At 61.5% G+C, this 14227-nt stretch carries 12 protein-coding genes and 2 pseudogenes; 4 read left to right on the top strand and 10 right to left on the bottom strand.

Features of this window, described 5'->3' with window-relative positions; genetic code table 11:
• Positions 1-3: 3 nt before the first annotated feature.
• A complete protein-coding gene (locus AB9L16_RS17580; RefSeq protein ID WP_095182186.1) occupies positions 4-810 on the top strand; it encodes an MOSC domain-containing protein in 807 nt (268 codons plus the stop codon).
• A 72-nt stretch (positions 811-882) separates the two neighbouring features.
• On the opposite strand, the gene AB9L16_RS17575 is transcribed toward AB9L16_RS17580, so the two are convergent.
• The 9 genes and pseudogenes from AB9L16_RS17575 to AB9L16_RS17535 form a co-directional block, all read right to left on the bottom strand.
• Complete coding sequence (locus AB9L16_RS17575; RefSeq protein ID WP_122700117.1) at positions 883-1167, bottom strand: pyrimidine/purine nucleoside phosphorylase; 285 nt, start codon at positions 1165-1167, stop codon at positions 883-885.
• A 71-nt stretch (positions 1168-1238) separates the two neighbouring features.
• Positions 1239-1781: an exonuclease domain-containing protein gene (locus AB9L16_RS17570; protein ID WP_076563704.1), complete on the bottom strand. Its 543-nt coding sequence runs from the start codon at positions 1779-1781 to the stop codon at positions 1239-1241.
• Positions 1782-1851: 70 nt separating this feature from the next.
• A pseudogene (locus AB9L16_RS17565) lies at positions 1852-2202 on the bottom strand (acetyl-CoA carboxylase biotin carboxyl carrier protein subunit); the annotation flags it as partial.
• A gap of 95 nt (positions 2203-2297) precedes the next feature.
• A pseudogene (locus tag AB9L16_RS17560) lies at positions 2298-3813 on the bottom strand (acetyl/propionyl/methylcrotonyl-CoA carboxylase subunit alpha); the annotation flags it as partial.
• A 292-nt stretch (positions 3814-4105) separates the two neighbouring features.
• Positions 4106-4903 (bottom strand): enoyl-CoA hydratase/isomerase family protein, encoded by a 798-nt coding sequence (locus AB9L16_RS17555; RefSeq protein ID WP_375122475.1) that lies wholly within the window; start codon positions 4901-4903, stop codon positions 4106-4108.
• A complete protein-coding gene (gene atuD, locus AB9L16_RS17550; protein ID WP_056788533.1) occupies positions 4900-6057 on the bottom strand; it encodes a citronellyl-CoA dehydrogenase in 1158 nt (385 codons plus the stop codon). The genes AB9L16_RS17555 and atuD overlap by 4 nt, the downstream gene beginning before the upstream one ends.
• Before the next feature lie 30 nt (positions 6058-6087).
• Complete coding sequence (locus AB9L16_RS17545) at positions 6088-7704, bottom strand: acyl-CoA carboxylase subunit beta (protein ID WP_375122474.1); 1617 nt, start codon at positions 7702-7704, stop codon at positions 6088-6090.
• Between the two features lie 3 nt (positions 7705-7707).
• Entirely contained in the window at positions 7708-8592 is an 885-nt protein-coding gene (locus tag AB9L16_RS17540; protein WP_073472477.1) for an SDR family oxidoreductase, read from the bottom strand.
• A 12-nt stretch (positions 8593-8604) separates the two neighbouring features.
• Positions 8605-10389: an acyclic terpene utilization AtuA family protein gene (locus AB9L16_RS17535; RefSeq protein WP_375122473.1), complete on the bottom strand. Its 1785-nt coding sequence runs from the start codon at positions 10387-10389 to the stop codon at positions 8605-8607.
• Between the two features lie 184 nt (positions 10390-10573).
• Here AB9L16_RS17535 and AB9L16_RS17530 point away from each other — a divergent pair, with 184 nt between their 5' ends.
• The 3 genes from AB9L16_RS17530 (at position 10574) to AB9L16_RS17520 (ending at position 13187) form a co-directional block, all read left to right on the top strand.
• A complete protein-coding gene (locus AB9L16_RS17530) occupies positions 10574-11197 on the top strand; it encodes a TetR/AcrR family transcriptional regulator (protein ID WP_375122472.1) in 624 nt (207 codons plus the stop codon).
• Positions 11198-11290: 93 nt separating this feature from the next.
• Positions 11291-12088, top strand: coding sequence for an ABC transporter substrate-binding protein (locus tag AB9L16_RS17525; RefSeq protein ID WP_041478456.1), 798 nt, complete (start codon positions 11291-11293; stop codon positions 12086-12088).
• A gap of 85 nt (positions 12089-12173) precedes the next feature.
• Positions 12174-13187, top strand: a complete 1014-nt coding sequence (locus AB9L16_RS17520; RefSeq protein WP_258707012.1) for a GNAT family N-acetyltransferase — start codon at positions 12174-12176, stop codon at positions 13185-13187.
• 136 nt (positions 13188-13323) lie between these two features.
• On the opposite strand, the gene AB9L16_RS17515 is transcribed toward AB9L16_RS17520, so the two are convergent.
• Positions 13324-13878: an RNA polymerase factor sigma-70 gene (locus tag AB9L16_RS17515; RefSeq protein ID WP_008088195.1), complete on the bottom strand. Its 555-nt coding sequence runs from the start codon at positions 13876-13878 to the stop codon at positions 13324-13326.
• Between the last annotated feature and the right edge of the window lie 349 nt (positions 13879-14227).

The following is a 14227-nucleotide window of genomic DNA, read 5'->3' as shown; positions in this document are numbered from 1 at the left end:
GCCATGCTGCGTCTGAGCGCGCTTTATCGTTACCCGTTGAAATCCGGCAAGGGCGAAATCCTGCAAAGCATTGAGCTGGACAAGCTCGGGCTGGCGGGCGACCGACGCTGGATGCTGGTGGACGAGGCCAGCGGGCGCTTTCTGACCCAGCGTGCCGAAGCGAAGATGAGTCAGCTGTCGGCGTTATGGAATGCCGGCGGCGGTCTGACCCTCAGCGCTCCCGAGCAGGGTGCTATCGAAGTCGCGCTGCCCGCTGCCGACGCCGAGCTGCGCGGTGTGACGATCTGGCGTGACACCCTGCGGGTGCCGGACGCTGGTGATCAAGCCGCGCGTTTTGTCAGTGACTTCCTCGGCAAGCCGACACGTCTGGTGCAAATGCCACTTGAGCGGGCGCGCACCACGCAGTCGGGTTTCGGCAAGGACGACGATCAAGTGGCGTTCGCCGACGGTTATCCATTGCTGCTGATCGGCGAAGCCTCGCGGCTGGCACTCTCGGAAACGGTAGGGCGAGAGCTGGAGATGCTGCGCTTCCGTCCGAATCTGGTCATCGAAGGCAGCGCGCCTTACGCCGAGGACAACTGGAAGCGTATTCGCATTGGCGACATCGAATTCCGCGTGGTCAAGCCGTGCGCGCGTTGCATCATGACCACTGTCGACCCGCAAACCGGTGAGCGTAGCGCCGATCGCGAGCCGTTCGCGACGTTGCAGAAGCACCGCAGCACCGCTGATGGCGCGATGTTCGGGCAGAATCTGGTCAACGACGGCAACGGCCGCCTGGAAGTCGGCATGCCGGTGGAAATCCTCGAATAGGTTGCCGCTGAAACGAAAAATGCCCGGGTCTTTTGGACACGGGCATTTTTTTGCGCTGTGAAACCGGCGGGATCAGCCGCGGTATTCGCACAGGTAAGCGGTATCCACTTCGACTTTCAGCTGGAACTTGCTGTTGGCCGGAACGTTGAACTGGCTGCCGGCGGCGAAGTTTTCCCAGTCGCTGCTGTCTGGCAGTTTTACGTTCAGCGCGCCGGACACCACGTGCATGATCTCGCGCTGGCTGGTGCCGAATTCGTATTCGCCCGGGGCCATGACGCCAATGGTCGCCGGACCTTCAGCGGTGCCAAAGGCGATCGACTTGACGGTGCCGTCGAAGTACTCGTTGACTTTAAACATGGGCGGATTCCTCGAAAAGGGCTTAAAAGGGGGCGGCCAGTATGCACAAGGCTTTTCGCGCCGTCACGCGTCTAAAGCGGCAGGACCAGCGGCAATAACCGTGCAGTATTGCGGGCATCTTCCAGCGCGCGATGTTGTTGGCCGTTGAACTGCATGCCCGCCAGTTGCAACGCGGCGTTGAGCCCCAGCGGTCGTTCCAGGCGGCGGGCCTTGGCGAAGCGCTGTTTGAGGTTCATGTGCGGGACTTTGCTCAGGCCGCTGTCGATGTGCAGGCGCTGCCACTCCTGCAGCAATTGCTGGCGATCGTAACCGCCCCAACTGGCCCAGCCTTCAAGGCGAGCCTGATGCTGCGCAAGCCAGCGCTCAAAGGCTGGCCAGACGTCGCTCAGCGGCTGCGCCGAATCGATGTTTGCCTGGGTGATATGCGTCAGCTCCCGACAGAACGACGTCAGCAATGGCCGGCGGGTCGGTTTGACGAAGCGCTGGAAGTGATCCTGCTCGCGCCCGGCGCGGTCGACCAGGGTCGCACCGATCTCGATAATTTCCATTTCCGTGACCGGCCAGCCACCCTCGTCTGTGGTGGCTTCCAGATCTATGACCAGCCAATGGGGCATCGCAGGGTTCCTGATTTCCGCGTTCTGATTTATCAGAGCGTAGTCAAACCCCGCGCTTGTGCCCGGGCGACTACTCGACCTGCAACAGAACCTGACGATTTTTTACCTGATCGCCGACCTTCACTTGCACCCGTTTGAGCACGCCATCGATGCCGGCCTTCAACGGATGCTCCATTTTCATTGCCTCCAGCACCACCAGCAATTGACCCTTGCTGACCGTACTGCCTTCGCTGACCAACACATCGACAATGGCACCGTCCATCGGCGCTTTGAGGGTGCCGGAGGCGACGCTGGTCTGACTGTCGATCGGCGCATGAGTTCGATCCTCCAAGCGCAGGCTGCCTGGATGGGTGAACAGCCATAGCTGCCCATCGTGCAGACGGTAGGCATGACGCTGGCGCAGGCCGTGGATTTCCATGGTTACCGATTGCGCGGTGTGCTCAATGATTTTCACCGCCACAGTGCTTTCGCCAGCCTGCACGACCAACTCGCCCGATTTGCGCGCCAGCACCGACAGCGTCCAGTCCTGCTCGTCACTGCCGAGTCGATAGTGCAACGGCACGCTCGCGTTGTTGCGCCAGCCGTTCAGCGGGGCGCGATGGGGCAGGGCGCTGGCCTGATAGAACAACACCACAGCAATCGCCAGTTGCTTCGCCGTCGGCACATAAGTATTGAGGCAGGCATGGCTGGAAAAATGTTGCTGGATGAAGGCGGTGCTGAAATCGCCACAGATGAACTGCGGATGTTGCAACAGGCCTTCGAGCAAGCGTTGATTGCTTTGCACGCCAAGCAGCACCGTGTCCTGCACCGCACGCAACAGCTTGCGCCGCGCCTCTTCGCGGGTGGCACCGTGGGCGATCAGTTTGCCCAGCATCGGGTCGTAGAACGGGCTGACCGACTGACCTTCAAGCAGACCGTGATCGATCCGTGCGCCGTGATCAGAAGCCGGCTGCCATGCGGCAATTCGGCCGGTTTGCGGGAGAAAATCCGCAGCGGGATCTTCAGCGTAGAGGCGCACTTCCATGGCGTGACCGTCGAGGCGGACCTGCTCCTGCGTCAGCGGTAGCGGCTGACCTTCGGCGACCAGCAACTGCCACGCGACCAGATCCAGCCCGGTGATCAATTCCGTCACCGGATGCTCGACCTGCAGACGGGTGTTCATCTCCAGAAAGTAGAACTGCCCGCGCGCGTCGAGCAGGAACTCCACGGTGCCAGCGCCGACGTAATCCACCGCGCGCCCGGCCTTAAGCGCCGCTTCGCCCATGGCCTGGCGCAGCTCGGCGGTCATCACCGGGCACGGCGCTTCTTCGATGACTTTCTGATGGCGGCGCTGGATCGAGCAATCACGTTCGCCGAGATAGACCAGATGCCCGTGCTGGTCGCCGAACAGCTGTACTTCGACATGGCGTGGCTCGACCAACGCTTGCTCGAGAATCAACTCGTCACTGCCGAAACCGTTCATTGCTTCGGAGCGCGCGGTACGCAGTTGCGCCGCCAGTTCGCTGGTCTCGTGGACCAGGCGCATGCCGCGTCCACCACCACCGGCACTGGCCTTGATCATCAGCGGATAACCGATCCGCGCGGCTTCGGCCAATAGGGTCGCGTCGTCCTGCGCTGCGCCTTGATAGCCGGCAATGCATGGCACGCCCGCGTCGAGCATGGCAATTTTCGACAGGCGTTTGCTGCCCATCAGTTCGATAGCTTTGACGCTGGGACCGATGAAAATCAGCCCGGCTTCGGCGCAGGCGCGGGCGAAATCGGCGTTTTCCGAGAGAAAGCCGTAGCCCGGGTGAATCGCGTCGGCGCCGCTGCGGCGGGCGGCGTCGAGGATCGCCGCAATGTTGAGGTACGACTGCTGCACCGGCGCCGGGCCGATATGCACGGCTTGGTCGGCCATTTGCACGTGTAGCGCATCGGCGTCGGCGTCGCTGAACACGGCGACTGTGCGATAGCCCAGCGCCTGGGCCGTGCGCTGGATGCGGCAGGCGATTTCACCGCGGTTGGCGATCAGGATTTTGTGGAGGGTAGGCATGGTGGGGTTCCTGAAATGATAGCGGTGAATGGGATGGCCTCTTCGCGAGCAGGCTCGCTCCCACATTTGGAACGCATTTCAACCGCGAATTCGGGCGCTCCTGAGTTTTGGGCGGCGAAGGTGCGGGCCTCTTCGCGAGCAGGCTCGCTCCCACATTTGGAGCGCATTTCAACTGCGAACTCGGGGGCTCCTGAGTTTTGGGCGGCGAAGGTGCGGGCCTCTTCGCGAGCAGGCTCGCTCCCACATTTGGAATGCATTTCGACCTGTGGGAGCGAGCCTGCTCGCGAAGCTTTTAGCTGACCCACCGAGGGTTACGTTTCTGCATAAATGCCATGGTCCCCTCGATTCCCTCGTCTCCAGTCACCGCCGCGCTGAACCACTGCGCCGCCTCATCGAGCAATGCACTCGACGGCTGTCCGGCACTCGCCAGCAACAATTTTTTCGTCATCGCATTCGCTTCCGGCGCGCAGCGCAGCACCTGTTGCAACACCTCATCCAGTCGCTCGGCCAACGCTTGCGCATCCTGTTCAACGAAATGCACCAGCCCCAATCGCTGCGCCTCAGGGCCATCGAAACGCGCCGCCGTCAGCGCGAGTCGGCGGGTTTCGGTCAGGCCTATCCGTTGCACCACAAACGGCGCGATTTGCGCCGGGATCAGGCCAAGGCTGGTTTCCGGCAAGCCGAACTGCGCCTTGTGATCGCTAATCGCAACATCGCTGACGCAAGCCAGGCCGAAGCCGCCGCCAAGTACGGCGCCTTGCAGTACAGTGATCAGCACTTGCGGCGTGTGCTGGGCTTGTTCCAGCAACGCACCAAACGCCCGGTTCAACTCGCGGTAAGCTTCCGCGCCCTGAGCCCGGGCATTGGCCATGTCCTTGATGTCGCCACCGGCGCAGAAATGCCCGCCGGCACCGCTGAGCACCAAGGCCCGCACTGTGCGGTCATCACGCACCGCCGCCAGCACCGCGCGCAGTTCGGCGACCATTTGCAGGCTCATCGCGTTGCGGCTGTCCGGGCGGTTGAGGGTGATGTGCAGCACGCCGCCATGCAGTTCCAGCAACAGCGTCTGGCAATCGGGCAGGCGGCTCATTTCTTTTTCCCCGGCAGGATGCCCATCAGTTTGCAGATGATCCCCAGCATGATTTCATCGGCGCCGCCGCCAATCGATACCAGGCGCACATCGCGATAGGCGCGGGCCACCGGGTTGTCCCACATGAAGCCCATGCCGCCCCAATATTGCAGGCAGCTGTCGCTGACTTCCCGGCCGAGACGCCCGGCCTTGAGCTTGGCCATCGATGCCAGTCGGGTGACGTCCTGGCCTTTGATGTACTGCTCGGTGGCCTGATAGACCAGTGCGCGCAGGCATTCGATTTCGGTCTGCAATTCGGCGAGGCGGAAGTGGATCACCTGGTTGTCGATCAGCGCGTTGCCGAAGGTCTTGCGCTCCTTGCAGTACTCGATGGTGCTGTCGATGCAATATTCCAGGCCCTTGATCATGTTCGCCGCGCCGAACAGGCGTTCTTCCTGGAACTGCAGCATCTGCATCATGAACCCGGCGCCTTCATGGCCGATGCGGTTGCGCTGCGGCACGCGCACGTTGTCGAAGAACACCTGCGCGGTTTCCGAGCTGCGCATGCCGAGCTTGTCCAGGTGCGAACTGAGGCTGATCCCCGGGGTGTTCATCGGCACCATGATCAGCGACTTGTTGATGTGCGGCTTGTCGTCCGAAGTGTTGGCCAGCAGGCAGATGAAATCGGCGCTCGGCGAGTTGGTGATCCACATTTTGCTGCCGTTGATCACGTAGTCATCGCCGTCCTTGCGTGCCGTGGTTTTCAGCCCGGCGACATCGGAGCCGGCGCCGACTTCGGAAACGCCGATGCAGCCGACCTGTTCGCCCGTGATCGCCGGGCGCAGGAATTCTTCGCGCAATTCATCGGAGCCGAAGCGGGCGAGGGCGGGTGTACACATGTCGGTCTGCACGCCAATCGACATCGGAATCCCGCCGCAATGAATGGTGCCGAACTCTTCAGCGGCGACGATCGAATAGCTGTAGTCGAGGCCCATGCCGCCGAATTTTTCCGGCTTGGAAATGCCCAGCAGGCCCAGCTCACCGGCCTTGCGGAATATCTCATGGATCGGAAAGCGCCCGGCCTTTTCCCATTCTTCGACGTGCGGGTTGATCTCGTGCGTGACGAACTGGCGGACGGTGCGGCGCAGGGCTTCGTGTTCCGGGGTGAAGATCATTGTTGTTGTTCTCCGTAGGATCCGTGGCGGTCAGAAGCGGCTGACGCCGAAGCTGTTGGGTTGCAGCGTGCGCGTGTCGGCTTCGTGGCAGATATCCAGCAAGTAACCGAGCAGGGTGCGGGTGTCGCGCGGATCGATCAGGCCGTCGTCCCACAGGTTGGCGCTGCCATACAGGGCGGTGGATTGGCTGTCGAGTTTCTGCGCGGTCATCTGTTCGAGCATGTCGAGCATTTTCGGATCGGGCTCGATGCCGTCCTTGAGCTGTTTGGCTTCGGTAACGATGCGCAAGACCTTGCCGGCCTGTGCGCCGCCCATCACTGCCGTGCGGCTGTTGGGCCAGGCGAAGATGAAGCGCGGATCGAGCCCGCGCCCGCACATGGCGTAGTTGCCGGCGCCGTAGGAACCGCCGACGACAATGGTCAGTTTAGCCACCCGTGCGTTGGCCACCGCTTGAATCAGTTTCGAGCCGTGCTTGATCACCCCTTGCTGTTCCGATTCGGTGCCGACCATGAAACCCGTGGTGTTGTGGAAAAACAGTAGCGGCGTCTGGCTCTGGTCGCACAACTGGATGAACTGCGCCGCCTTGCTCGCACCTTGCGGGGTGATCGGGCCGTTGTTGCCGATGAAGCCGCAGGCGCGGCCCTGGATTTTCAACTGGCCGCAAAGGGTTTGCTGATCGAACTCGCCTTTGAATTCGAGGAAGTCCGACTCGTCAGCAATCCGCGCGATGATTTCGCGCACGTCGTAGGGCTTTTTTGCATCGTCCGGGATCAGCCCGAGCAGTTCGTCGATGGGGTAGAGCGGTTCTTTGAATTGCGGCTCCGGCAGCCACGGCAACTGCTCGTTCCATGGCAGCATGCGCATGATGTCGCGGACCTGGCGTATGCCGTCAGCGTCGTTTTCAGCGAGATATTCGGCAGTGCCGGCGACTTGCGCGTGCATTTCGGCGCCTCCGAGTTCTTCATCGGTGGCCACTTCGCCGGTCGCCGCTTTGAGCAATGGCGGGCCGGCGAGAAACAGCTTGGCCTTGCCGCGCACAACCACCACGTAATCCGACAACCCCGGTTGATAGGCGCCGCCTGCGGTGGCCGAGCCGTGCACCACGGTGATCTGTGGCAAACCCATCGCGGACATGCGCGCCTGGTTGGCGAAACTGCGCGCGCCTTCGACAAAAATCTCCGCCGCGTAGTTGAGATTGGCACCGCCGCTTTCGGCGAGGGTGATCATCGGCAGTTTGTTTTCCCGAGCGATCTGTTGCAGGCGCAGGGATTTTTTCAGGCCGCTCGGCGAGATCGTGCCACCCTTGATCGCGCTGTTGTTGGCGACCACCATCGCGCGGATGCCGCAGACATAACCGATGCCGGCAATCAGCCCGCCACCGGCCGAACTGCCGTCCTTGTCGTCGTGCAACTTGTAGCCGGCGAGGCTGGCCAGTTCGAGGAACGGCGCGCCGGGGTCGAGCAAAAGGTTCAAGCGCTCGCGGGGCAACAGTTGCCCGCGTTTGCTGAATTTTTCTTTGGCTTCGGCGGCCTTGTTCAGCAGGTTCTGTTCGAGCTGCTGCACCTGCTCGATGGCGGCGAGCATGGCCGCGCGGTTGCGCGCGAACGCTTCGCTGTGCGGATCGAGTTGCGACTGAATCTGCGCCATGGCTTATTCCTTGTCCTTGAGCACGTCGGGACGCAACACTTCTGGTAAGTACGCGCGGTGGAAACCATTGAACGATTCGCTGTGGCTGGCCTTGTGCAGCGGCCAGGCACGACTGCCGAGGCTGGCGGCGCCGTCGATTTTCACTGTGGTGCCACTGATGAATGCCGCCGCCGGGCTGAGCAGAAACACGATCGCCGCACTGACTTCCGATTCGGTGCCGATACGCTTGAGCGGCACATGCTCGCGCAGGGTCGGAATCACCGCTTTGAATGCGCCTTCGTAAGTGTCCATGCCGCTGGACGCAATCCAGCCCGGCGCCACCGCGTTGACCCGGACCCCGGCGTAACCCCACTCGAACGCGGCAGTCTTGGTGAAGTTGTCCATGCCCGAACGCGCCGCGCCAGAGTGGCCCATGCCGGGCATGCCGCCCCACATGTCAGCGAGCATGTTGACGATGCTGCCGCCATGTTTGCTCATCGACTGGTTGAACACTTCGCGGGCCATCAGAAAGCCGCCGACCAGATTGGTCCGCAGCACGGTTTCGAAGCCCTTCTGATTGATCGAGGCCAAGGGCGACGGGTATTGGCCGCCGGCGTTGTTGACCAGGCCGTGGATCGGCCCGTGTTCGGCGATCAGCTCTTTGACCAGTTGCTTGACCGCTTCTTCATCGCGGATATCGCAGGCCTTCCAGTGCGCGCGGCCGCCGTCCTCGGTGATTTCGGCGGCGACTTTTTCCAGCTTTTCCGGCTTGCGCCCGACCAGCAGCACATTGGCGCCGAGCGCCGCCAGTTCATGGGCGGTGCAGCGACCGATGCCGCTGCCGCCACCGGTGACAATCAGGTTCTGGCCGCTGAACAGATCGGCGCGGAAAATCGACGCGTAAGCCATGCACACCATCCTCTAGTCGAGCTGTTCGGCGATGCTCTGCGGCACCGGGATCTGGATTTCCAATAGTTGCTGGGCGAAGGCTTTGCCTTGCGGGTCGATGCGCAGACTGGCGACACCGCCACCGCCGAGGGCGTTTTCCAAAAGAAAGTTGAGGCTGTGGGTGCCGGGCAGATACCAGCGTTCGACACGCCCGAGAAGCGGATCGAGGACGTGCCGCATCCAGTCGACCACCACCGAGGTGGTCAGCGCTTCGGCGATCCACGGCAGGTAATCGGGATGGCGCGGCATCACGCCGATATTGCTGTGGTTGCCCTTGTCGCCGGAGCGCGCCACCGCCAGTTTCACCAACGGCACACTGGCATCGGCGCGGCCCTGGGGTTTCGGTGGTTGCTGGGCGAGCGGCAAATCTGCGCTGTCGAGGGCCACTGGGTCGGGTAGGGCGCACGGATGACGTTCGCCTGCGATGTCGACTTGCAGGGTGCAGGCGCTTTTATCGATGAGGAAAGAGAACAGACGGATGAGGGGGTATACGGTCGGACGACCGCCGACGATGCCGGTCAAACCCGGCGCCATGCCGGTCGCGGCCTGGGCGATCTCTCTGGAAAACAGCACCAGCGCGCGTTTGTCAGGATGGCGCACGGCGATTTTGATCACCACTTCACGGCTGTCGCGGCGCTGGCCGTGGGGGCCGTAGGTGGCTTCGCTGCCGAGCAGTTCGACATGGGTTTCGCTGTACGGCGCCCAGCCGCGCAGGCTGAACATCTCGGCGGTCTTGTCGATGATTGCCTGACTGACTCGCCGTGCCTTGTCCACTGCGTCGATGCCGGCCATCAGGCAACTGGCGGTGCAGCGAAAACCGTCCGGGTACGTGGCGCTGACCTTGTATTTATCGGTAGGCGGCAGGCCTTTGGCACCGTGCACGTGCACGACGTTTTTGCCTTGTTGCTGGAGTTTGACCTGGCTGAAATCGCAGATCACGTCGGGTAATAGATAGGCCTGCGGATCGCCGATTTCGTAGAGCATCTGCTCGCCGACCGTCAATGGCGTGACCAGTCCGCCGGAGCCTTCGGGTTTGCTGACGAGGAACTGGCCATCGGCGCTGACCTCGACGATCGGAAAACCGATGTGCTCGTAATCCGGCACCTCGCGCCAGTCGGTGAAATTACCGCCGGTGCACTGTGCGCCGCACTCGATGATGTGCCCGGCCAGCGCGGCCTGGGCGAGTTTGTCGTAGTCATGCCACGACCAGCCGAATTCGTGAACCAGCGCCGCACTGACAACGGCGCTGTCGACCACCCGGCCGGTAATGACGATGTCGGCGCCCAGGCGCAAAGCTTCGACAATCCCCGGCGCGCCGAGGTAGGCGTTGGTCGACACGCACATCCGCGGAAGCGGCGCGCCGCTGAACATTTCGCTGATGTCGGCAGGGTTTTTGAGCTGTCCTTGCAGGTCATCGCCGAGCAACACGGCAATCTTCAGCTGGACCCCAGCCTGGTCGCAGGCCGCTTGCAGGGCCGCCGCGCAAGCCTGCGGATTGACCCCGCCGGCATTGCTGATCACGCGGATGTTCTGTTCGGACAGCTGCGTCAGCAGCGGCGCCAGCACTTCAATGAAGTCCCCGGCGAATCCGGCCTGGGGATCTTTAAGACGCGCACCGGCCATAAGCGACATGGTGATCTCGGCCAGATAATCGAACACCAGATAATCCACGTTTCCGCCCGTCACCAACTGGGCGGCAGCGGTGGAGGTGTCGCCCCAAAAGGCACTGGCGCAGCCGATACGCACGGTGGTTGGCATTTTTATCTCCGACTCAGGGACCTGCGACAGAAGTGTCTGGAGGCTACCAAGCAAGCGCTTGGTTTGTAAACAGGCGAAACATTCTTCTGCCCAAGCGCTTGCTTGGTGCCCGCGCGCGGCTTAAATTGCGCGCAACCCTGCGGTTACAGGGGGCAACACACTGATCGACTGTAGGAGAGAACGGGTGGACGAGCAAAAAGCCCTGCGGGTCATGCGCGAACTGGTCGACCAAGGCCAGTTGACCGACCCGGACAGCGCCCGTGGCAAATTGCTGCAAGTGGCGGCTCACCTGTTTCGCAACAAAGGCTATGAGCGCACCACAGTGCGTGATCTGGCCAGTGCTGTGGGCATTCAGTCGGGAAGCATTTTTCATCACTTCAAAAGCAAGGATGAAATTCTCCGCGCGGTGATGGAGGAAACCATCCGCTACAACACCGCGTTGATGCGCGCAGCCTTGGCCGAGACGAGCGATGTGCGCGAAAGGGTGCTGGCACTGATTCGTTGCGAGTTGCAGTCGATCATGGGCGGCAGTGGCGAAGCGATGGCCGTGCTGGTATACGAATGGCGCTCATTGTCCGAAGACGGCCAGGCTAAAGTCCTCGCTTTGCGTGATGTTTATGAAGACCTCTGGCTGCAGGTTCTGGGCGAGGCCAAGGACGCCGGCTTTATTCGCGGCGACGTTTTTATTACCCGACGTTTCCTTACCGGCGCACTGTCCTGGACCACCACCTGGTTCCGTGCTGGCGGCAGTTTGAGCCTCGATCAACTCGCCGATGAAGCGTTGATTCTGGTCCTCGAAGCGCGTTGAACGGTTGTCGGACCGGCCGGGAAACTGGCTAAGTCGGCGAAACCGCCTAGCTTGAATGCATTGATCGCTATTTTTTTCGGGGAGTGGGGTGTTTTGAAGTCTTCGCCAATTCGGACAGCCGCCGGGCTGCTGCTCGCTGCGCTGGCTGCGTTATGGGTATTGCCCGCTCAGTCAGCGCAATTGGTCCGGGTCGGCGCCGCGCATTTCCCGCCTTATACGATTCGCCCGGAAAACGGCGCCGACACCGGCCTGTTGCCGCAATTGGTCGAGGCGCTGAACCGCTCGCAGAGCGACTATCAATTTGTCCTGGTGCCGACGTCGATCCCGCGCCGCTTCGGTGATTTCAAGCAAGGCCGCATCGATATGGCGATCTTCGAGAACCCCGAGTGGGGCTGGAAGGACATTCCCCACGACGACGTCGACATGGGCCTGGAAGACGCCGAGATTTTTGTCGCGCAACGCGAAGACGGCCGCCAGCAAAACTACTTCTCGAGCCTGTCGGGCAAACGTCTGGCGCTGTTCAGCGGTTATCACTACGAATTCGCCGACTTCAACGCAGACCCGAAATATCTCGCGAAAAACTACAACGCGACGCTGACCTATTCCCACGACAGCAACCTGCTGATGGTCCTGCGCGGGCGCGCCGACATTGCCCTGGTCACCCGTTCCTATCTGTTCGATTACCTGCTGCGCAACGAGAAGGTCCGCGATGAGCTGTTGGCGTCGCAGCGTACCGATCAGATCTATCACCATTACGCGATTCTGCGACCAAGCGCTCCTATCACCGGCGAAGCCTTCGGCAACCTGTTGCAGCGTTTGCGCGACAACGGCGAATTGCTGAGGATTTTCGAGCCCTACAGGATTGCCGTGATGCCGGCGCCTCATCACTGAAGCGCTAATTGCCTCTCGCGCTTAAATTTCCCCTCCCGGCTCACGTCACTTCGTTGAACTGTCGACGATTACGTGAGCCCGACCCATGTCCAATCTGAATGACCTGACTGCCCTGGCGTTGCCCTCGGGCAGTCGATTGATCGCTGATGCTACCGAGAGCCGGCTGAGCCTGAGCCTGGACGGGCAACCGCTGATTCGGCTGCGCCTGGACCGCGAGGCCAATGGCCCGATCCAGCTCGACGAGCGTTTCGCTCTGCCGCCCGGCCACGCCTTGTGGGCAGCCTGTTATTGGCTGTTCGCCCGTGACCCGGCGTGTCAGCAGTTGATCTGGCAACTCGATCAGCCACCGACCGAAGCCTTGCGCAGTGGTTTGCTGATCAACACCGAAGTCGCCGGCGAATATCGCTGCGAGCGCACGCTGTTCTGGCAATTGCCGCAGCCGTGGCTGGGCACTTCACTGACCGGCAGCTATCCGCAGCAAATGGTCATCAGCCACGGCAGGCGCCATCCGCTGCGACCGGTGAAACCGCGCGGTGAAGTCTATCGGCGTTTCGATGCGCGGCTCGGCGCGTGGATTTCCTTGCGTACGCTGGAAATCGAAGAAGATCTGTCGCGCTTCAATCGCTGGCAGAACAGCCCGCGCGTGGCGAGTTTCTGGCAGGAGGAGGGCAGCCTTGAGCAGCATCGCGAATACCTCGGCAAGCTCGAGGCCGATCCGCACACGCTGACGCTGATTGGCTGTTTCGATGACCAGCCTTTCGCTTACTTCGAAGCCTACTGGGCCAAGGAAGATCGCATCGCGCCGTTCTACGATGCCGGCGATTACGACCGTGGCATTCACATGCTGGTCGGCGAGGAAAGTCATCGCGGCCCGCATAAAGTGGCGAGCTGGTTATCGGCGCTGGTGCATTACCTGTTTCTCGATGATCCACGCACCCAGCGCGTGGTCGCCGAGCCGCGTGCCGACAACGCGAAGATGATCGGGCATATGCACAACCAATGCTTTCACTGCGAGAAGGAATTCGATTTTCCGCACAAGCGCGCGGCGCTGATGATTCTGGGGCGGGAGCGGTTTTTTGATCGGTGCCGGTTGGCCTGATGTGTTCGGCCTCGGAATTTCGTTGGGTCTGAGGCCGCTTTCGCGAGCAGGCTCGCTCCCACACTGGGTTTGTGTCGTTGATCAAACCCTGTGGGAGCGAGCCTGCTCGCGAATGGCTTGACGCAGAATCCGGATCCTAACGACGACCCGCAATCACCGCATCCCGCCGACTGCCCGAGACCTTGCGGCAGTGCACCAAAGCATCACGAATCATGAAGTTGACCAGGGTGGGCGATACGCCCAGTTCCTTGGCGATGTCTTTCTGCGGCACGCCGTGCAGACGGTACATCTCGAAGGCATAGCGGGTGCGGCTGGGCAGTTCGGTCAGCGCATCGGCGATGTGTTCCAGAGTCGAGAAGTTGATGTGCGAAGTTTCCGGCGAAGCGCCCTGAATCACCACGTTCAAGCCTTCCTCTTCCGGGCCTGAGTATTTCTGTTCGAGCGCCTGCTTGCGGTAGTGATCGATGGCGAGGTTGCGCACGATCTGGAACAGGTAGCTCAGCTGAGCCTTGATCGACGACGTGATCGGCGGCGCCGATTGCAGTCGGAAAAACGCATCCTGAACCACGTCTTCGGCACGAGACCTGCAACCGGTAATGCGGGCTGCAATCTTGACCAGAATCAGTCGATTGTCGACGAATGCCTGAAGTAGCGGTGAATCGCACCTGCTTGTGGATACTTGTTCCGTCATGGAAATCACCTTGCTGCCAATAGGTTAGTGGGAGGGCCTCGGGGGACGGCGCCGTCCTACACATCGAGCGACAAATTATGTTGAATGATAATGATTGTCAAATGAGAAAGAGAAGTAGTGCTGTAAGTCGATGTGTTTTGCCAACTGCGACACGCCGCCGCACCCTGGCCCCGCTGGACGTCGTGCCTGCCGACTAATTATTTCCCCACTCCATCCGTTCTCATTGGTGAATGGCCCGGGTGCAGATCCCCGGCCTCAGCGCATTCCGATGCCTTGCGCGGTCGGCACAGACCGCGCCCCGCACGCCTCTCGACAGGTGTGACGCAGCCACCCGATTCCACTTGCAAGC

Source organism: Pseudomonas sp. LW8, from assembly GCF_041956865.1.
Taxonomy (GTDB): domain Bacteria; phylum Pseudomonadota; class Gammaproteobacteria; order Pseudomonadales; family Pseudomonadaceae; genus Aquipseudomonas; species Aquipseudomonas siliginis.
The sequence above is the reverse complement of the archived record's forward strand: the minus strand, read 5'-3'. Positions and strand labels throughout refer to the sequence as shown.